Origin of the sequence: Paracoccus sulfuroxidans (assembly GCF_007830335.1) — a bacterium.
In the GTDB taxonomy this organism is placed as follows: domain Bacteria; phylum Pseudomonadota; class Alphaproteobacteria; order Rhodobacterales; family Rhodobacteraceae; genus Paracoccus; species Paracoccus sulfuroxidans.
On the sequence record NZ_VLKU01000016.1, the window covers coordinates 24,979 to 44,366 of the forward strand.

The window sequence follows — 19,388 nt, forward strand, 5'->3', positions numbered from 1 at the left end:
ATAAAATATCGCGCGCCCAAGCCAGACGTTGTTGACAGCTGTCAACCAATGCCGCTATCTTCGAAGTGCTAGATCGAAAGAGCGGCCCTTCGGGATGTCAGTCCTGGGGGGCTTCTTTTTTGTCCGTAACCGTGCCTCCTTCTTTCGGGTTGCTCGAAATGCTCTGGCTTATTCTTTTGATTCCAGCCAGTTGCGGTGAATTTCCGGAAGGTGATCGGCCAGCCAGTCGCCAAATTCGCGACCCTGACCCGTCAGTTCGATCACCATTTTCTTGGCGGCAGGCCGCGCCTCGCCCAGCAGCGTACCATTCGCGGCCTTGATCTGCCGCGCACCGTCGGGCTTTTCGCGGGCAGGGGTCAGGGCGCGCATCACCTGCTCGAACCGGGTGTCAGAGGTGGAGGCCGTGGCTGCGCGTTGCGCTGCGGCCAGATCCGCGCCGCGCACCCGCTGCGCCATCGCCGTCCAGCGATCCCGCCCGATCGAGGGCGCCGCGCCAATCGCCAGGATCAGCTTCTGCGGCAGCGTGTCGACCACCGTCAGCATGCGCGAGATCACCGTCTTGTCGATGCTGAGCGCGTCGCAAATGATCTTGCGATCATAGCCGGATTTCACCATTTGCTGGGCAAAGAGGGCCTTTTCGATAAAGGTCAGGTCCTTGCGGGCCGAGTTTTCCTGACCCTGCGCAATGATCAGCTCGCGGTCGTCCATCTCGCGCACCATGGCCTTGACGGGCTGGCGCAACAGCTTCAGCGCAGCGACCCGGCGACGGCCATAGACGACCTCGTAACGGCCTTCGATATTGGCATGGTGGCGCAGCATCACGGGGACCTGCTGGCCATATTCGCGAATGGATTCGGCCAGCGCGGCAATGCCCTCGGGGTCATTGTCCAGACGGTCGCGCAGCCCGGCATTGTCGATCAGGTCAGGCTGCACGTCGATGATCGCGCGCCGCTTCAGATCGCCGATCCCGCGAGAGACCGCGCCAATCGCGCCGCGATCATAGCGGGGCAGGGGCGCATCCTCGGGGGCAGGGGCCTCGACGGCGGCCTGCATCAGGCCTTTCAGCAAGTCCTTGCGCGCCATCACTCACCCCCTTCGCGGCCCCAGGCCGCCTGGATCAGCCCCTCGATCTCGCCGTTCACGTTGTTCAGGCTTTCCAGCGCGCGCTCATAGGTCGATCTGGTAAAGGCTGATTTTTCAACCTCATAGAGCGTCTGCTTGGTGATCCCGGCATCCGAGATCGCCGTCGATTTCAGCACTGGATGGTTCAGCACATGGTCCCCGAACAGAGAGCGCATGAAGCTGACCATCTGGTTTTGCGGCCCATCGCCGGGCTCGTATCGGGTGACGACATAGCGCATCCAGTCATAATCCATATCCGCGCCCGCATCCGCGACGACGCCCAGAAGGTTCGAGGTCATCAGCAGGAATTGGCACATCGACATGACGTCCAGCATCTGCGGGTGCACCGTCACAAGGATCGCCGTCGCGGCCGACAGGGCCGACATCGTCAGAAAGCCAAGCTGCGGCGGACAATCGATCACGACCACGTCGTAATCGGATTCGACCTCGGCCAGAGCATCGCCAATTCTGGTAAAGAAAAACTTACCCGAGCGTTCGATGATCGCGCGCGGGGTGTCGTGCTCGAACTCCATCAGCTCGAGATTGCCGGGAATCAGGTCGAGATTGGTGAAATAGGTCTTCTGGATCACCGCGCTGAGGGGCAGGGGGTCCTGATAGCGGATCGCGTCATAGATCGTGCCGCCGTCGTTGAGGTCGAACTCGGGCTGGACGCCATGCAGCGCCGAAAGGCTGGCCTGCGGGTCAAGGTCGATGGCCAGCACGCGGTAGCCGTCCAGCGCCAGCTTCTGCGCCAGATGCGCGGCGGTCGTGGTCTTGCCCGAACCACCCTTGAAGTTGATGACGGTGATGACCTGCAGATGATCGCCCGCTCGCCGTCCGGGCAGGTAGGTACCAGGGGTTTTCGCCCCTTTTTCAAGCAGTTGCCGCAGTTCGAGGATTTCATCCGGGCTGTAATAGCGCCGCCCGCCCGCGCGGGTTTCGGGGCTGGGGCCCTTGCCCTCAAGGTCGAGCTTGCGCAGATAGGCATCCTTGACGCCCAGCAGATCGGCAACCTCGCCGCTGGTAAATTTGCGCAATTCCCGCCGCGCATCGGGCGGAAACAGCTGGGCGCGATGCGCCTGCAGCCGCCCGGAAAGCGCCAGGGCATGATCGCCCACCAGCTTGTCGATGCGAGTCTTCTGCTGCATCCTGTCCCTCAAATCGCGCGGTCGGTTGTTACGCTTTCGACCGTCATATTCTGTTTATAGCGTAATTAAATGCGCGATAGGGACGATTCTGACAAGAAGTATTTTGTTATCCGCAGGATCGGAACCAGAGTTGAGGTGTTGCGCGGCCTTACGCGAACGGGTTCTCGATCCGGCAGCCGGTCGGGGCGAAATCCGCGACATTGCGGGTGACGACCGTGGCGTCATGGGTCAGTGCGGTGGCGGCGATCAACAGATCCGCGCCGGAATGGCCGATGCGGGCGGAAAGACGGCCCCAGATCTGCGCCTCATTCGCGCCGAAGGGCAGCAGCCGGTCGGAAAACAGCGTAACTGTGCGCACCAACCAGTCGCGCAGATCCTGCGCAAACTGCGGGTCGGCGCGTTCCTGCATGGTGATCCCGCGCTCGATCTCGCCCAGGGTGATGACCGAAAGGTAAAGCCGCGCCTCATCCTGACGCGCGAGCCATTCCATGACGGCGGCGCTGCGCTCGGGCCGGCGCATCGCGGACAGCACATTCGTGTCAAGGATCAGCATCAGAAGCTGACGTCGCGGGGTGCGACCTGTGTGCGCTCATCGGGGGTGGCGGGGCTGGGAAAGCTCAGCAAATGCTGCACGAATGAGCCGCGACGTTCGGTCGCGGCGGCGCGCATGCGGGCGTAATCGGCGGCCGACAGCACGACGACGGCAGGCTTGCCGCGGCGCGAGACCTCTTGCGGCTGCCCGGCCAGCGCGGCATCGACCACGGCCGAAAAGCGGTTCTTGGCGTCTTGCAGGGTCCACATGATGGCCTCCGTATCTGGCTAGATACCTAGCTAGATAGCGTCGATCCGCGCCGATTTCAAGCGGAGTCAGCCCAGCAGATCGGTGGCGGGATTCTCGGCGATCTCGACATCGGCGTAATAGCGCTGCGCCTGTGCCGGGCTGCGATGCAGGCTCAGCTGCATGGCGGCGGGCAGGGGCGTGCCCTCCAACGCGGCCTGGGTCAGAAACCCGGCGCGCAGCCCGTGCGGGCTGGCAAAATCGGGCGGATAGCCGCCCAGAACCAGCCGGTGACGCACAATCTCGCGCACTCCGTCAGGCGAGAGCCGCCGCGCCAGCACCCGGTCGGCCTGGCTGATCGGACGGAACAGCGGGCCCGATGTGATCGCCGCAATCTGCATCCAGCGCATGACAGCACGCGCCGCGCGGCCCTTCAGCGGCAGGCGCGGCGCGCGCTCGATCCCGGTGGTTTTGGTGGTCAGCAGGCGGATGCGGATCAGGCCTTTTTCGGTAAATTCACGGTCGTCGATGTCGTCGCGGTTCAGCGCCACGATCTCGGACCGCCGCCTGCCGCCCGAGGCCCAGCCCAGCATCAGCAGCGCCTGATCCCGCAGCCCGCGATGGCTGTGGTCGCAACTGGCCAGCATCGCCTCGAGCACGAGCCGGGTAATCGGATGTTCGGATTTCCGCACCGGCTCGCGCGCGGCGGCCTTGCGAGCCTTGGCGCGGGCCTGCCGTAGCAGCGGGGCCTCGAAGGGGCTCGGCAGGTTCCGCAACCGGTGAAAGGCGCGCCAGCTGGCGATGCGGCGGTCGAGGGTCGCCGGGGCAGGGCAGGCCAGCTTTCGGCGCAGCCCCTGCGCGATCAGCGCCTCGGCCACCTGGCGGGCCGGGCCGTCCGTGGCGGCAAGATCGGTGGAATGATCAAGGATGAAGCGCAGCGCCACCGCCTCGGATTCCGGCCAGTCGAGGGGCGTGCCGAAGGCCGCGCGTTTCCAGGACGAGATATAGTCCAGATCCCGCTCCCACGCGCGCAGCGTGTTCTCGGGCGTCCCGCGCCGATAGAGATCATGCAGCGCAGATGCGTCGGAGTCCGTGAGATGTGCGGGCGCGATGGGCAGGGTCATGGGGCCGAGTATCGCCGATTTCGCGGCGAATTCAAGAGAACTGATAATCAGTCCTTATCAGGAGTGATGAGGCATATATTCCGATGTCCAAGTAGTCGTCAATTGGGTGAGTTAATGATGACCAAATCGCAAATCATGCAGAATTGCTACGCCATATTACAACCCTTCGAGGCGATCGCGCCGCAAGAACGCGGCAGAGAATAGCTACGGGCGAGCAGCCCCTGCCTCATTGGAATAAATCTCGATGCCCGCCCTAGTCTCTTCAGGAACCAGTCGGGGGAAGAACGATGGTCAGGAAGACTTCAAAGGGGATGGAAGGCCGGTAGCAAAGGATGGTGCCGTCCGCGCAAGCGCAGCAGCAGCATTTCGTGAAGATGCGGACGGCCATGCTGGACGACCCCAACGTGCGGCAAGTCGTCCGGTCGCAGTGCATGGCCGATGCGGCGCGTCGGGGGTGGCCGAGGGCTCGCGCGGGGCCAAGGAGCGGTACTGCGACAGCGTGGTGCAAGGCATCATGAGCGGCAGACGCTCTTATCGCGATCCAGCGGCGGCCTCGGCGACGCGCGTTACCCCGAACCTGCCGAGTGCGTTGATGGGAAGTTAAGCGCGCCGCGATGCTGTCGCCTGCCGGGCTCTGGCATCACCAGATGTTAAGACGTGATGGCATTTAAGGATCCCGGAGCTATTCAGGCATCAAAAACCTCTTGCCCGATAGCGGGCAAAAAAAATAGCCTCAATCAGAACGGGTTGGGAAGCGGAGCGAGGACGTTTGAAAGCATTTCTTGCACTGTCGCGCGCCATCGGCCTGCTGAACGAACTGGTTGGCAAATCCGTCGCCTGGTTGATCCTCGCTTCGATTCTGATTTCGGCCACCAATGCCGTTACGCGCAAGGCGTTCAACCTCAGTTCCAATGCCTGGCTTGAAGCCCAGTGGTATCTGTTTTCGGCGGCTTTTCTTCTGGGCTCGGCCTGGACGTTGATGAGCAATGAGCATGTCCGCGTCGATCTGGTCTACAGTCGCCTTGGCAGACGCGCCCAGATCGTCGTCGACATCATCGGCACCGTCTTGTTCCTGCTGCCTTTCTGCGTAGTGGTGGTCTGGATGTCCTGGCCGGTCTTTCTGGCGAAGCTAGCCTCGGGTGAGACTTCGAACAATACCGGCGGGCTGATCTTGTGGCCCGCGTGGATGCTGATCCCGGTCGGATACACGCTGCTGGGGCTTCAAGGCATCTCTGAACTCATCAAGCGCATCGCCTGGCTGCGGGGGGATCTGCCCGATCCCGTCGTGCAGGCCGATGCCGCTGCGGCAGAGCTTTAAGGGGATCGAATGCAGTTTATCGCCGAAAACATGGCCCCATTGATGTTCATGGGGCTGATCGTCATTCTGCTGTTCGGCTATCCCGTCGCCTTTGCCTTGGCCTTTACAGGCTTCACCTTCGGGCTTTTGGGGATCGAGCTTGGGCTTCTGCCCGCGAACCTGTTTCACGCCATTCCTGACCGCATCTTCGGCCAGATGAGCAATGAGACGATGCTTGCCATCCCCTTTTTCACTTTCATGGGGTTGATACTTGAGAAGTCGGGAATGGCCGAGGATCTGCTGGAGACGATCGGCCAGCTTTTCGGTCCGGTGCGCGGCGGCATCGCCTTTGCGGTCATCGCGGTCGGCGCGCTTTTGGGCGCAACGACGGGGGTGGTTGCGGCCTCGGTCATCTCGATGGGCCTGATCTCACTGCCGATCATGCTGCGCTATGGCTATGACCGCAGGATCGCGGCGGGCACCATCGCGGCCTCGGGGACGCTGGCCCAGATCGTGCCGCCCTCACTGGTGCTGATCGTGCTGGCCGACCAGTTGGGAAAGTCGGTCGGGGACATGTACAAGGGCGCGATGGTGCCCGCGCTGATCCTGGTCGGGCTGTATATGCTCTTCATCGTCATCGTCGCGATCGTGTCGCCGAATAAGGTCCCGGCCCTGCCGCCAGAGGCGCGGTCGCTGAAAGGCGCCAGGCTTCTGCTGCGGGTCATCACCTCGCTGATCCCACCCCTGGTTCTGGTCTTCCTTGTGCTGGGCACGATCTTCCTGGGCGTCGCCACGCCGACCGAGGGCGGCGCGATGGGGGCCGTAGGCGGTCTGATCCTGGCCGCAATCAAGGGCAAGCTGTCCTTCCCGCTGCTGCGCGATTCGCTCTATTCGACGCTGAAGCTCTCGGCTTTCGTGCTGGCGATCCTGCTGGGTGCGCGGGTCTTTTCGCTGACCTTCTATGGCGTCAACGGCCATGTCTGGGTCGAGCATCTGATGACCTCGATCCCCGGCGGTGTCCTTGGCTTCCTGATCGCTGCGAACCTGTTGGTCTTCTTCCTGGCCTTCTTCCTCGACTATTTCGAGCTGGCCTTCATCATCATTCCGCTGCTGGCCCCGGCCGCGCAGGCCATGGGCATCGATCTGGTCTGGTTCGGCGTGATGCTGGCGATCAACATGCAGACTTCGTTCATGCACCCACCCTTCGGCTTTTCGCTGTTCTTCCTGCGCTCGGTCGCGCCAGCGCGACAATATCGCGACCGCGTGACTGGGGCGCTGATCCAGCCGCTGACCTCAAACCAGATCTATCTTGGCGCGATCCCCTTCTTGGGGATCCAGCTGGCCATGGTGCTTCTGGTCGCGCTCTTCCCGCAGCTGGTGATGCATTACAAAGGCAAGGTGGTCGAGGTCGATCCCGCCACCGTCAATCTGAACCTGCCCGGCGGCGGCGGCGCGGCCGATCCCTGGGGTGCGCCACCCAGCTTCGGGACTGCAGCTCCCAGCTTTGGCGCACCTCAAGGGCAAACGCCTGCGGCACCAAGCTTTGGCACTCCGGCGACGACGACCGCCCCAAGTTTCGGCGCGCCTTCCGAACCCGCTACGGCCCCTGCAGCGCCCAGCTTTGGCGCCCCGGCACCACAGCCCGCTGAACAGCCGCCAGCACCCAGCCTCGGCGCACCTGCCGAACAGAACCCGCCACCACCGTCCTTCGGGCATTAAACCGTCGCGATCAACAAGCGACACATGGGAGGAATACGCATGACCGACACTATCAAACGCCGGGGGTTCTTGCAGAAATCTGCGACGCTCGGACTTGGCGCGGCAGCCGCAAGCACACTGGCCGCGCCCGCCATCGCTCAGGCTGCGCCGAATATTCGCTGGCGCCTGACGTCGGGTTTTCCGAACAGCCTCGACACGATCTATGGCGGCGCGGTCTATGCGGCCGAGCAGGTCAAGGCGATGACCGGCGGCAAATTCGAGATTCAGGTCTTTCAGGGAGGCGAGATTGTCCCCGGCCCGCAAGCGCTTGACGCGGTCGCAGGAAACACTGTCGAGATCGCGCATACCTGCGGCTATTACTTCACCGGCAAGGATCCGGCCTTCGCCATCGGCTCGGCCATTCCCTTTGGCATGAACTCACGCCTGCAGAACGCCTGGCTGTATCACGGCGGCGGGAACGAGGCCTATGATGACTTCCTGAAAGGCCACGGCTTGATGGCCCGTCCGGGCGGAGCGACGGGCAGCCAGATGGGTGGCTGGTTCCGCAAGGAAATCAATTCTCTGGCCGACCTCAAGGGGGTCAAGATGCGGATCGCGGGCGTTGCGGGCGATGTCATGGCGCGGCTTGGTGTCGTGCCCCAGCAGCTTCCCGGCGGCGACATCTATCCGGCACTGGAGCGCGGGACGATCGACGCCGCCGAATGGGTCGGCCCCTATGATGATGAACGGCTCGGTTTCTACCAGATCGCGCCCTACTATTATTACCCCTCCTTCTGGGAGGGCGGGTTGACCGTCCATTTCTTCATCAATCCTGCCGAATGGGAAAAGCTGCCCGAAGAGTACAAGGCGGTTCTGGACGCGGCCTTCCACGCCGCCAATATCAACATGCAATCCCTGTATGACGTAAAGAACACAACCGCGATCCGCGAACTTGTGGGCAAGGGCGCGCAGTTGCGGCCACTGCCGCGCGATGTGATGGACGAGGCCTACACCCAGACCTTCGCGCTTTACGAGGAATACGGACAGAAAAGCCCGGCTTGGGCCAAGATATACCCCCAGTGGAAGAAGTTCCGCGACGAGGGCATGGAATGGTTCCGCGTCGCCGAGTTCTCCTATGACAGCTATGTCTTCGGGGCGCAGGCCGCTGGGAAATAGTTCGGCAACAGCAGGCCGGACATGATGCTTTAGGCTTGCTGGTCCAGCTCGATGATTTCGACTGATTTTGCGGAGGGCACGTAAATGGAGCTGGCAAATGCAGGCGCCGGTGTCCTCTGCGGCAACCGGGGCGAGATTGACAGGGGGGAATGAGAGTGCCGCAAATGCGGCACTGCATTTGAGGGGGGTAGATTTATGTCCTTTCCCGCAGTTTGCGACAGAGCCCGGCGGCGGGGCAGGGTGTAAACGATAAGGGGGGGCGAATGCTGCTGCCGGACGGCCCGGCGAGAAAAACAAACACCCCTTCCGCATCCTCGGCACCGATGCGACGGCTCATGAGCCGATTCTGGCCTCCATGCGCGCCATTTTCCGGCGTGCGGCCTCCGTCTTCGCGGGCGAGACAGGCGAGGCGTTCGGCGCGCTATCCTCGGCGCTGCTGTTGACTGATTGGGTCTTCTTGAGATCTTCAGTCGCATCGGCGATCGCCTGCCGATGATCCGGAGGATTTGAGACCTCGTCCCTCCCGCCTGCCGAAGATGGACACGAGCTGTCGTGAGGCGGCCTCACGGACGCTGGCGCATCACTGGCACGGTCCGATTGATACTCGATCAGCCGCACCTTCGAGAGCGCCGTCACCTGGGTCATCAGCGCCTGAACCTGCTCGCTCAACGCGCCGATCTCGCGATGCGACGCAGAGGGGTAGGGCAGGGGGCCTGTCTGCGCCGCCATGATTTTCTGGAAGGACGGATCTTCGTAATAGACGATGCGCTGCGCCAGGATGGGATGCTGACGCTCGGGGATCAGAATGACCTGATTGCGGTCAAGCTTGGTGATTTCATCGGGCGACAGGAGCGGGCGTTCCTCGTTGCGCCGTGAGATCGAGCGGCGCAGAAGCCCACCCTTGTCGGGCGCGTAGCTGTCGCTGATCGAGAGCCGGGTCGTCTTGCCCAGTAGCTCGGAAATCTCGTTGGCCGTCATCTTGTCGTTGGCCGCGAGGTAGAGCTTCATGCCGCAGGCCGATTCAATGGAGAGCCGTTCCTCCTTGCTGTAGATGTTTTCCAGGCCGGGGATCGACTGGGTGATGATCGACACCCGCGCACCATGGCCCGCGAGTTGCTTCAGGGCCTGGACCACGATCTTCATGCGGCCGAGCTGGTCGAACTCATCGAGGACCATCTTGACCGGCCAGGGCTCGCGCTCGGGATCAGGCATGGTCGCGCGCAATGTGGCGATCAATTCGCCGAAAACCAGGCGGATTAGCGGTGCCAGTGTCTCGATCGAATCCGCGTTCACCACCAGATAGACCGCCATGGGTCGGCGGCGCAGATCGGAGAAGGAGAAGTCATTGCCACTTGTGGCGAAGTCCACCGCCGGGTTATTCCAGAGTGCCATTCCCGCCCCGCCAAGCACCGAGGCATGCGATGACAGCACCTTGCCATCATAGGCCGAGAACTTGCGGAAGGTCTCGGCGGCGTTGGGGTGTTTCACCTCCAACGCATGGGCAGCATAGGCGCCCTGTGACGCGCCCTGCCCAAAGAGAATGCGGTTGATCTCGCCGAGCGTGGGGCGACCGCGCTCGATCGCCAGCAGCCCCGCCGCGACAAAGAGCTGCCGCCCTTCCGAGAGGAAGTCACCCGCGTTGCCCTTTTCCGAGACCGTCAGGAAGTAGTCCGCGATCTTGGCGAGTTCGGTATAGCGTTCCGCCGGATGCATGACCCGGGCCACGCGTTCCAGCGGATTGTAGCGATGGCTCGAATGCGCGAAGTCGAAGGGAGAGAAGCGGAACACCTCATCGCCCATGGAGACCCGGTGCCGGGACGTCGCCTCGAAGATCTCGCCCTTCACATCGAGGACGACAACGCTGCCCGGAAACATCAGCACGTTGGGGTTGACGTAGCCGACGCCCTTACCGGCGCGGGTCGGGGCGACGACAAGGCAATGCGGAAACTTGTCATACTCTGCCGAGATGAAGCGACCGGACAGTAAGAGCCGCCCGAGCCAGCCGAAGCGATAGAGCTTGCCAAAGACCAGCCCGCGGCCAACCGGCTGCAAGAGCTGATTGCGGCGCATCTCACGGCGGCTCTGGAAATGGGCCTGCCCGTATTGCGTCAGCTTGTGGCCGAAGCTGATGACCAGAGCCACCAGCCCAAGAGCCACAGATCCAGCCAGGGCAATGCTATAGGCAAAGCGCCATGGATCTGTCTGTGCCGCCCGAAAGCCCGGGAACTCGGTCAGCAGCACAAAAGGATTGGCGGTATTGAGGTCCTGGCCCAGATGCCAGGCCAGCCACAGGCCACCCGCCATGGAGCCGATCAAGGCTCCACAGATGAGACCGAAGGGGATTGCAATCAGCGTGCGGTTCATGTTCGTCCCCTCACAGATCAAGGTCGAGACCGCTGTCGCGGTCGATGACGGTGGCTTGCGACAGGGTTTGTTCTGGCGCGGCATCACGCAGCGCCTCATGCGTTTCAGCCATCATGCGAATCGCCGCCCCTATGATTGCCACCCGCGCCGGATCAGACACATCGCGGCTGAGATCGGTGCTGTCGCCCGACCGCAGCCGTTCCATGGCCCCTTGTCCATAATGTGCCTCGACATCGCGCCGGAAGGCGGCGGCCTGCTCTTCCCTGCGGAACTGCGGCCGCTCGCCTGCGATCACCGCATCGGCCATTTCGTCAAAAGCCGTCGTGATCCGCGCCGCGCGGGCCTCTGCGATGACGGCCTGTGGGTCGCGGTTGGGCGCAGGTTCGGTTGACACGTTCACGTCGCGGCCTGGGTCAGCGAAGGGCCTGCCATGGACATAGATAACAGACTCGCCACGGGCCTCGGCTTCACGGCCCGCCGTCACAGCTTCTTGCTGTTGGGTAGCCACCTGTCCTTCACGCGACTGGCCGAGTTCTACGATTTCGCGCCGAAACGCCTCATCGCCATCACCGAACTGCATATGAGCATAGTAAGATTGCGCGACAGCCCGGGCTTCCCTGGCGGTGTCAAAGGCCACAGCCGAATAAGAATAGACCTCTTCGCCACCCATGTAGGACGTCTCGACGGCCGGATGGAATTTGCCATCGATCACCGCGACGGAAAGGCGATATTCATTGGCCCCATCCTCGACCTCCCACTCACCGATTTCGGTCATTTCCGGGTGGGATTCCCAGTATTCCTTCTCCCATTCGGCGAAGTTTATGGCCAGGTGGGCTGCGCCATAGGCCGATCCGACGCCGACATAGGCCGCAAAGCGGTCGTCATGCGTTTCGAGATCGAGCTTGTTGTCCTTGGCCCAGGCCAGCACATCGGCCTCGACCTTTGCCACCAGCTTGGCCTTGTCGGCCCAATCCTCGGCACGCCATTCGGAGGTTTCGCCGGGGTCGATCCGCTCCAGCTTCAGATGGGCGGCGCGGTCCGGCGCGGGGATCTCCGCCAACTTCGACAGATAGTCCACCGCCTCCTTGCGGGCAAAACCGATCAGTTCACGCTGATCCGTTGCGATCGCCAGCGCCGCTGCGCGCTGCACCTCGCGGTTCTGCGAATAATCGGGACGGATCATGCGCTGGATGCTATCCAGAACACGGGCAAACATGTTGGGGTGTTCTTCAGCCATTGTCAGTCCTCCATCTGGGGATCAGTAGCCAAGCCAGCCGAAGAGTTCGGCGGTTGTCGTGAAGCGGGTGGGACCGAGGTCCTTGCGGGCCTCGGCCGGATCGAGGCCGTGATCGCGGACCAGCCGTTCGGCCTGCTTTTCGGTGAGGCGGGGATAGGCGCGGGCAAATTCCTCGCTGGTCATGCCGCCTCGCTTTCCAGCACAAAGCCATCGAGCGCGGGCATCCAGATTTCCATGACGCCGCGCCGGTCGCCCGCGCGGCCCACCTGGATCACCACGTCAATGGCGCCGCGCACATAGCGCTGGATCTCGCCGTAGCTCATGCCGAGACCGCCCTTTGCGACCATGAATGCCAGCCGATCGAGCGCCTTACGGGCCGATTGCGCATGGATCGTGGTGAAGGAGCCCTCATGGCCGGTGTTGATCGCCTCCAGAAAGGTGATTGCCTCGATGCCGCGCAACTCACCGAGGATGATCCGGTCAGGTCGCAGCCGCAGCGTCGCTTCCAGCAGCCGGTCGGCCGAGCGGGGCGAGCTTTCCTTCCGGTCCGCGATCAGGTTCACCACATTCGGCAGATCGGGCAGCAGCTCATTGGCATCCTGGATGAGCGCGAGGCGCTGTTCCGGCGCGACCATCCAGAGCAGACGGCGTGATAGTTCCGTCTTGCCACCCGACGTGATCCCCGAGATCAGGACGTTCAGCCTCTGACCCACCACCTCGCAGCAGAAGGCGTCAAACTCATCTTCCGAACCAATCGTCAGCCCGGCCTTCAAGCGCCCGAGGATCGATGCGCGCTCTTCCTCCATCGAAAGCTTCACATCACGCAAGAGACCAAACCGATGTGGGGCCGCCCCGGCTGCACGGGGACGGAAGAGCCGCAGCGAGATCACCGTGCCGGTGGCCGAGGCCGGGGGCACAATGACCTGACAGCGCAGGTTCACCCCCTCGAACTCCACCGAGGCCGAGACCATGGGGGCGATCTCATTGAGCGAAAGCGACTGGTCATTGGCGATCTGCTTGCCGAGATCGCGGGCAAAATGCGGCTCCAGTCCCGGCAGGCTGGCCTCCTGCATCACCGCCTGGCCCGCCCGTTCCGTCCAGATCCGGCCGTCCCCGTTCAGCGCAATCTCGATCATCGCGGGATCGCGGATCAGCGCGCCGATCTGGTTGAGATAATGGTGAAGATAGCCCGCCATTACAGCATCTCCACATCGGCATTGACCTGCACCATCACCACCGCGCCCTGGTCGATGCTGATGGTCGTCGGAATATCGAGATAGCCCTGCATCACCTCGCTCAGCGCCGAGGTGGAGTTCTGCGCGACGTCCGACGCCGCCTCCGACCAGCTGTCGCGCCGGTTGCCGGTGTCGGTCTCGCTTTCCAGCGCCGCCGTCAGGATCGCCGGAATGCCGCCGATCACCGAGACCGCCGCCGCGCCCATGAACCGGGCGAAGGTGTGATTGCGCACCTTGCCGGTCAGACCGGACCGACCGATCCGGTCGGTGCCATAGGCGGCGAGCTCGGCCGACTGGCCGTCGGGCGTCACCACCCGGTCCCAGGCCACCAGAACCCGGCGCTGGCCGCGATCAATGTCCGAGCTGTAGCGCCCGAAGAGCTTCGAGCCGCGCGGGATCACCACATTCGACATGTCCATCGAGAAGACGTCATAGCTGACGGTCGCGATGACATTGCCCTCAAGGCTTGACTGGATCGCGGTCTGCAGCGTGGCCTCGATGAGCGTGCCCTGCACGACCGTCTTCGACGGATTGGCGATGACTTCGGCTTGCGTCACACTGGCGCGCGTGGCCCCGGCGCGCACAAATGCCTCATCGCCTTCATATCGCTGGCCCGCATCGCCTTCGCCCTGAGCGCCCGTTCCGCTGCCTCCGGCGCGATATGCCACCATGGGCGAGCCATTCTGGGCGATCCGCTGCGCCTCGGCCGCCGCCCGGCGCGCTTCGAGATCGGCGAGACGCTGCGCCTCGCCATCATCAAACTCCTGCGCCGGAAGTCCGAGCATGTTCTGCGTCCCGAGCTGCGTTTGCAGCCGGAGGTTTTCCCGTTCGAGTTCGGCATAAGCGTTCTCCTGATCGGTGGCCCGCTGACGCAGGCTGTCCATTTCCGCCTGCAGGGCCGCCAGTTCCGGCGACGCCTCCGCAGGCTTGTTCCTCAGCGCCTCCATCTGGGCCTGAAGTTCGGCGAGCGTGGCGCGCAGCCGCTCGGCTTCCGGATCGACGACAAGCGCCACAGGTTCTGCCACAGGCTCCGGCTCTGCTTGCGGCGTCACGATGGCGGGCTGTGCACGCGGCACCCGCGTCGTGAACCCGGCCATGCCCAGGTCTTCCTGAAACTCGGCGCTCTCGGAGGTCTCCACCTCTGGCCGGGCTTCCTCGGCTGCGGGAACCGAGGCGACATAGCCACCGATCCCGAGACCGGCCACCAGCACGGCGGCATAGGGCCCATAGGTTTTGACCAGCGAGGGCTTCGGGGGCGGTTTGCGCAAGCTCTGAAGACGGTCCTGCACCTTGTCCTGGTTCGTTTCGGTCATGGCTGGATTACCTTCCCTCAATGCAGGCGTGATCGTCGCCGTAGCGCACGATCCACCGCTGCGACCGCCCCGCGACCACGATCACGGAGCCTTTCATGGTGCTGTTGACGGCATATTCGCGGCCCTTCTCATCCACCCGGAAGACGGTCGGCGTGGCCGCACCCTGCGGGATCTGGAAGAAGGTCTTTGCGCCATCATCGGAGATGCCGATGGGCGCGAAGGCCGCGCCCTGCGTGCGGCTGAGAATCCGGTAGCGCATCTGTGGCAACGGCGCTTCCGGAATGGGCCTGACCGTGGCGGCGCTGGAGGACGACGTACGCCCGCTGCCCGGCACCGAGAACTTGACCGACCAGGACGGCTGGCGTTTGCCCTCGACCACGTTCAGGAAGTAAAAGCGCCGGTTGGTCTCGACCGTGACATTGGTATGGGCCCCGTCGATCACCGGCTTGATGGTGAAGACGTTGTTGCCTTCCAGCTTTTCGACCTGGAAACCTTCGGTGTCTCCGGCCGCGATCGAGCGGATGGTCTCGCCATCGCCGAGCTCGATCATGGTGATGTTGCGCACCCGCGTTGGCACCGTATAGACCTGCCCCTCCTGATAAGTGGCATAGGTGATCCGGCCATCGCGCGACCCCGAACGCGGGCTGATCTCGGCATGAACGAGGGTGGGAAGGGTCAGGGCGGCAACAGCCGCAGCCATCAGCGTCTTCATCATTTCTCTTCCTCCAGGGATTCCGCGGTGACGCGGTAATTGTTGACGACAAAACCAAGGGGATTTTCCCAGACGAGCTCGACCGCGCTTTCGGTGGAGGGCTGGAATTGATAGGTGACGGTGGCGTAGAACTTGCCCACGCGATCATCTTCGCCCGGCTGCGAGAAGGTCTTGGTGAAGCGCACCGTGGCGGTGGTCTCGCTGATCTCGCTGATGCTCAGCACCTTGATCTCGACCTTGCCCGAATTGCCGTAAAGCGTCGGCGGGTAGTTCGGATTGGCCGGGTTCCAGAGGCTGCGGAGCTTGTCCTTTTCGAGCAGGCTCGACATGCGATAGACCTTGAGCATGCGGTGCTCATTGTCATGTTCGTCATAGGTCTCGCGATCCATGACATAATTGAAGAGCAGCCCTTTCCTGACCGCTTCGGCCTCGTTCATCGTCGCAGGCTCGACCTGGACGATCCGGCTGGCCATGCCGGTGTCCTTGTCCACCATCACCACGAAGGCTTCGGTCTGTTTGAGGGGCAGGGTGGCCAGGGCCGCACCGATGCCCCCGGCGGCGATCACTAGCCCGACCGTGCCGATGATGAAGCCCCGGCGCTCGCGGCGTTTTCCTTCGAGAAACAGCTCGCTTTCGAGAATCGTTCTCTGTTCAGACACTCGGTCTGTCATGGCATTACCTCAGAATTGAATGGATCAGCGCGGAGCGTGGATCAGGGTTTGGGTTCGGTGCCCAGTACCTTGGAAAGTCGGATTTTTTGAGCCAGCTTGCCGCCGCGTTCAGCCCAGACACGTTCACGGGCGTCTGCAGCATCTTTGCGCTTCACGCCGCCTGTCAGCATCCCGGAGCGGAACATCGTGGCGCGCTCACCAATCAGGCCCCGCGCCACACTGGTCACCGGAGCGGGCGTGATGCTGGCCAATCGGAACTGTCCCGACAGATGGCCGGCCGCCGAGGGAATGGACTTCAGCGCAAAGATCCCCACGAAGACCACGACGAAGAAGCCCAGGATGCTGCCCAGGGTGGCGTCGCCGCTGGTCGCCGCGACAGCCTGTTCTTCGCCCACCGCCACGATGCTGGTAATGATGGCCGAGGCGGCAATCGGATACATCAGATAGCCAACGAAGGATTCCAGCCAAGCTTCGAAGAGGTTTCGGGTCTTGTCAAAGATCGTGGCGATCATCGCCAGCGGCGCCACTCCGAGCAGGAAAGCGATCATGATCTTCGCAAATCCCACCACAAGGATATAGGCCGCCATCAGCGCGGAGAGGAACACATAGGCGATGCCGCCAATCACCCCACGCTGGATCGAGCCCCGCGAGGCCGAGACGGTGTCGACGGTATCCGCCATATTCTTGGCAAAGCTGTCCATTGCGGCATTGGGGTTGGAGTGCTCACCACCTTCGGCATCGAAGAGGCCCATGGCCAGATTACCCGATCCCTCCGACAGGGCGTGATAGAGCACCCCGAAGTTCGCCCAGCTGAGCGAGAAGGTGTAGACTAGGATCACCCGCCACATGAGCTGTTTTGTGTCCCGCAAAGACAGGCTCGCCGCGCCGAGGGCGATATTGATGCCGAGCGCGACGATGAAGATCGTCATCATGATGGTCATGATCGGGCCGAGCGCCTCGGCCGTGGTCTCGAAATAGCGCTCACCCGCCGAGGAAATGGACCGATCCAGACTGGTCAGAAGATCCGTGACCGTTGCCATCAGAGCCTCCCGCCGCAGAGGTCTTCGACCTGCCAGCGCATCACGCGCGCTTCATCCCGCATCGGGTGGGTCACGACATCTTCGACATTTGCGACCTTCGCCTCTTCCATGAGGCGGGTCTCAAAACGTGTGAGGGTGTCCACCGGGATCATCTTGCCCGTGCAGGTGCAGTCTTTCGTCGCCAGAACATTCGTCGTGACCAGATAGTCATTCATGTCCCGGCGACGGGCAGAGATGGCATTGCCCGGTTTGCCGAGCCAGGCCACCAGTTCCGGGGTTTTTGGGCAATCCGAATAGCGCACATTGCCTGCATCCTTCAGCGGCTCGACCTTTGGCACACCCTCCGCACCGAGGCGCAGCTCAAGGAAACGATCCTCCTCGGCCTGTTCCGCTTCGGACAGAGGCTGGATCGGAAGTGCATCGGCAGCGGGCGAGGGGGCAGGTTCGGGGGTGGGAGCAGAAGTCGGCGATGACAAGGACAGAAACACCGCGCTGGTCGCGAGTGCCCCGATCAACGCCCCGACCGTGCCGTAAAGCAGCTTGGTCATGGCTCAGTCCTCCATCTTGATCTGCAGGAACTTCTCTTCATCGGCAGCGGTCGCGGCGTCCATGACACCGGCCTCGCCCATGCCCACCGTCTGAACCGCCTCCATCGCCCAGAGATTGGCCAGCGCAATCCCGAGTTCGGCGGTGACACGTGTGTTGAGGTCGATGGCCTGCTTGAGGTTCTCGCTGTCCTCAATCTTCGCCACCAACCCGTCGATCCGGACAAGGCTCTCCCTGGCCTGTTGCGATGAGCTCTCGGCCGCCGCCGACATGAAGGCGTTGACATTGGCCGCCGTCCCGATCCGGGCCGTGGCCGCATTCTCGCTCTGCGTCAGTCCATCAACCTGTTCGCGGCTCATGCCCGCCGAGGCGAAGGTCTTGTCCACATGTGCCGAGACCGCGCCGCCGCCGAGCGTGCCGCCCGAGAGCGCCTGCGCCCAATTGCCCGACTTCGCGGCATCCAGAGAGCCGGTCAGATCGGCAAACTGCGGCAGGATCTCCTGCAGGAAGGTCGAGGGATCGAGACCCAGATCGGCCAGCGAGAACCCGTCGCGCAGGGCCGAGAGCTGGTTTTGCAAAAGCTGCACCTGCTCGATCAGCTTCAGCGTCTGATCGTCCAGCTTGAGGTTCGCGGCAATCTGCTCTTTCAACTGCAGCTTGGCCTCCGCCAGCTGGTCGGTCAGCTTGGCAATGCTCAACAGATCAATTGTGGGCACGCCCTGCGCGCTGGCCTGAAGGCCGAAAGTCAGGGCGAGGGCGGTGGCAGAGAGAAACATCTTCATCATCAATCCTCCAAAGAGATCCGCAGGAATTTGTCGTCTCTCGCATAGGCTTCCAGCAGCAGCGCATAGCGTGCGGCGTCGATCTTCTGCCGCACGGCCTTGAGACGGCTTTGAATGATCGCCATGCGCGTCACTTCCGCTCGCGCATAGCTGTTGAGATCCATCGCCTGCTTGACCGATCCCGTGCCCTCGATCTGCGTCACGATGGCGCGAAGCCGCGTGGCCGCTGCCTGCATCGTGTCCATCGAATGACCGGCGTAATGGGAGCCCGCGTCGGCGATGTTTGAGGCTTCTGCAATGGCCATGTCCTTGGGATCGAGCGTGCCGAGATCATCGGCCCCGCTCACCCGCGCGGCATAGGTCTGGTAGAACCCCCGAATGCGCACGACATAGCCCTGCGTTTCCTTGTAGGGCGGGATGCCATTGTACTTCTGCACCGCACCGGGACCGGCGTTATAGGCGGCCAGCGCCAGCTCCATCCGGCCAAACTTGTTGAGCTGCTGAAGCAGGTAACGCGCGCCGCCATCCAGTTGGAGACGCGGATTGTCATAATAGCCGGGAAAGACGCCCAGCTCTTTGGCGGTCCCCGGCATGATCTGGGTCAGGCCAAAGGCCGCAACCGGGCTTTTGGCCCCGATCGAGAAGTTCGACTCTGCCTTGACCAGCCCCTGGAACCAGCAGCGGAACTCGACCGCATTGATGCCCGCCTTCGCCAGCGCCGGATGGTTGGCATATTTGACCACCGTTTCGGCTATCATCTGCTCGATGGTGGCAGGGGCATCCCCGAACAGCCGCTCGGCATAGGGATTGTCGTCGTCAATCGCATAGACCGCCGCGCTGGCATAGGCGTCCCCGCCCGCGCCTCCGGCTTCAAGGTCGGGCACAAACGCGCTGGCGCCGGTCAAAAGCCGCAGCGTTTCGTCCAGTGCTGCGATCTGTTCGTCCTGAATGCGGGCCAGTTCCGCACGTTTGTCGTTCTCTGCGATCTCCGCCGCAGTCTTGGCCCGTTCGGTGTCGATGGTCAGGACCTCGACCGCGACCTTCTTCAGATCAGCGGTCGGCACGCCCTGCGACCAGATTGCAGTCGGGGCGGCTATGAGGGCCAGACTGGTGCCGAGAAGCATGGCTCTGAGACGCATGGCCGC

General features: G+C 62.9%; 19 protein-coding genes. 3 read left to right on the forward strand and 16 right to left on the reverse strand.

Features of this window, described 5'->3' with window-relative positions:
- Nucleotides 1–168: 168 nt before the first annotated feature.
- From repB to IQ24_RS18985, 5 genes are all read right to left on the reverse strand, one after another.
- Complete coding sequence (repB, locus tag IQ24_RS18965; RefSeq protein WP_145399936.1) at nucleotides 169–1,083, reverse strand: plasmid partitioning protein RepB; 915 nt, start codon at nucleotides 1,081–1,083, stop codon at nucleotides 169–171.
- Entirely contained in the window at nucleotides 1,083–2,270 is a 1,188-nt protein-coding gene (gene repA, locus IQ24_RS18970) for a plasmid partitioning protein RepA (RefSeq protein WP_145399938.1), read from the reverse strand. Before repA ends, repB begins: the two co-directional genes overlap by 1 nt.
- A 148-nt stretch (nucleotides 2,271–2,418) precedes the next feature.
- The gene (locus tag IQ24_RS18975) at nucleotides 2,419–2,823 is read right to left on the reverse strand and encodes a type II toxin-antitoxin system VapC family toxin (protein ID WP_145399940.1); all 405 of its coding nucleotides are present in this window, start codon (nucleotides 2,821–2,823) and stop codon (nucleotides 2,419–2,421) included.
- Nucleotides 2,823–3,071, reverse strand: coding sequence for a type II toxin-antitoxin system Phd/YefM family antitoxin (locus tag IQ24_RS18980; RefSeq protein WP_145399942.1), 249 nt, complete (start codon nucleotides 3,069–3,071; stop codon nucleotides 2,823–2,825). Before IQ24_RS18980 ends, IQ24_RS18975 begins: the two co-directional genes overlap by 1 nt.
- Before the next feature lie 66 nt (nucleotides 3,072–3,137).
- Nucleotides 3,138–4,172 carry a tyrosine-type recombinase/integrase gene (locus tag IQ24_RS18985; RefSeq protein WP_145399944.1) on the reverse strand — a complete coding sequence of 345 codons (1,035 nt, stop codon included), beginning with the start codon at nucleotides 4,170–4,172 and terminating at the stop codon, nucleotides 3,138–3,140.
- A 769-nt stretch (nucleotides 4,173–4,941) separates the two neighbouring features.
- Here IQ24_RS18985 and IQ24_RS18990 point away from each other — a divergent pair.
- The 3 genes from IQ24_RS18990 to IQ24_RS19000 are packed head-to-tail and all read left to right on the forward strand — an operon-like array spanning nucleotide 4,942 to nucleotide 8,343.
- Nucleotides 4,942–5,490, forward strand: coding sequence for a TRAP transporter small permease subunit (locus IQ24_RS18990; protein ID WP_145399946.1), 549 nt, complete (start codon nucleotides 4,942–4,944; stop codon nucleotides 5,488–5,490).
- A gap of 9 nt (nucleotides 5,491–5,499) precedes the next feature.
- Nucleotides 5,500–7,188 carry a TRAP transporter large permease gene (locus tag IQ24_RS18995; protein ID WP_199756651.1) on the forward strand — a complete coding sequence of 563 codons (1,689 nt, stop codon included), beginning with the start codon at nucleotides 5,500–5,502 and terminating at the stop codon, nucleotides 7,186–7,188.
- A 51-nt stretch (nucleotides 7,189–7,239) separates the two neighbouring features.
- On the forward strand, nucleotides 7,240–8,343 hold the full coding sequence (locus IQ24_RS19000) for a TRAP transporter substrate-binding protein (RefSeq protein WP_199756657.1): 1,104 nt from the start codon (nucleotides 7,240–7,242) through the stop codon (nucleotides 8,341–8,343).
- A gap of 333 nt (nucleotides 8,344–8,676) precedes the next feature.
- Here the strand turns inward: IQ24_RS19000 and IQ24_RS19005 are convergent, their stop codons facing one another.
- The 11 genes from IQ24_RS19005 to IQ24_RS19050 are packed head-to-tail and all read right to left on the reverse strand — an operon-like array spanning nucleotide 8,677 to nucleotide 19,382.
- A complete protein-coding gene (locus tag IQ24_RS19005; protein ID WP_158637579.1) occupies nucleotides 8,677–10,707 on the reverse strand; it encodes a type IV secretory system conjugative DNA transfer family protein in 2,031 nt (676 codons plus the stop codon).
- A gap of 10 nt (nucleotides 10,708–10,717) precedes the next feature.
- Nucleotides 10,718–11,944, reverse strand: a complete 1,227-nt coding sequence (locus tag IQ24_RS19010; protein ID WP_145399952.1) for a hypothetical protein — start codon at nucleotides 11,942–11,944, stop codon at nucleotides 10,718–10,720.
- A gap of 21 nt (nucleotides 11,945–11,965) precedes the next feature.
- On the reverse strand, nucleotides 11,966–12,127 hold the full coding sequence (locus IQ24_RS20165) for a hypothetical protein (protein ID WP_158637580.1): 162 nt from the start codon (nucleotides 12,125–12,127) through the stop codon (nucleotides 11,966–11,968).
- Nucleotides 12,124–13,140, reverse strand: a complete 1,017-nt coding sequence (locus IQ24_RS19015) for an ATPase, T2SS/T4P/T4SS family (RefSeq protein ID WP_145399954.1) — start codon at nucleotides 13,138–13,140, stop codon at nucleotides 12,124–12,126. Before IQ24_RS19015 ends, IQ24_RS20165 begins: the two co-directional genes overlap by 4 nt.
- Nucleotides 13,140–14,492, reverse strand: coding sequence for a TraB/TrbI/VirB10 family type IV secretion system protein (locus IQ24_RS19020; protein ID WP_145399956.1), 1,353 nt, complete (start codon nucleotides 14,490–14,492; stop codon nucleotides 13,140–13,142). Before IQ24_RS19020 ends, IQ24_RS19015 begins: the two co-directional genes overlap by 1 nt.
- A 7-nt stretch (nucleotides 14,493–14,499) precedes the next feature.
- Nucleotides 14,500–15,207: a TrbG/VirB9 family P-type conjugative transfer protein gene (locus IQ24_RS19025; protein ID WP_145399958.1), complete on the reverse strand. Its 708-nt coding sequence runs from the start codon at nucleotides 15,205–15,207 to the stop codon at nucleotides 14,500–14,502.
- Complete coding sequence (locus tag IQ24_RS19030) at nucleotides 15,204–15,863, reverse strand: VirB8 family type IV secretion system protein (RefSeq protein ID WP_158637581.1); 660 nt, start codon at nucleotides 15,861–15,863, stop codon at nucleotides 15,204–15,206. The genes IQ24_RS19025 and IQ24_RS19030 overlap by 4 nt, the downstream gene beginning before the upstream one ends.
- Before the next feature lie 53 nt (nucleotides 15,864–15,916).
- Nucleotides 15,917–16,915 (reverse strand): TrbL/VirB6 family protein, encoded by a 999-nt coding sequence (locus IQ24_RS19035; RefSeq protein WP_145399960.1) that lies wholly within the window; start codon nucleotides 16,913–16,915, stop codon nucleotides 15,917–15,919.
- A complete protein-coding gene (locus IQ24_RS19040) occupies nucleotides 16,915–17,463 on the reverse strand; it encodes a hypothetical protein (RefSeq protein WP_145399961.1) in 549 nt (182 codons plus the stop codon). The genes IQ24_RS19035 and IQ24_RS19040 overlap by 1 nt, the downstream gene beginning before the upstream one ends.
- Nucleotides 17,464–17,466: 3 nt before the next feature.
- Complete coding sequence (locus IQ24_RS19045; RefSeq protein WP_145399962.1) at nucleotides 17,467–18,246, reverse strand: type IV secretion system protein; 780 nt, start codon at nucleotides 18,244–18,246, stop codon at nucleotides 17,467–17,469.
- Complete coding sequence (locus IQ24_RS19050; RefSeq protein ID WP_145399963.1) at nucleotides 18,246–19,382, reverse strand: lytic transglycosylase domain-containing protein; 1,137 nt, start codon at nucleotides 19,380–19,382, stop codon at nucleotides 18,246–18,248. Before IQ24_RS19050 ends, IQ24_RS19045 begins: the two co-directional genes overlap by 1 nt.
- Nucleotides 19,383–19,388 lie beyond the last annotated feature (6 nt).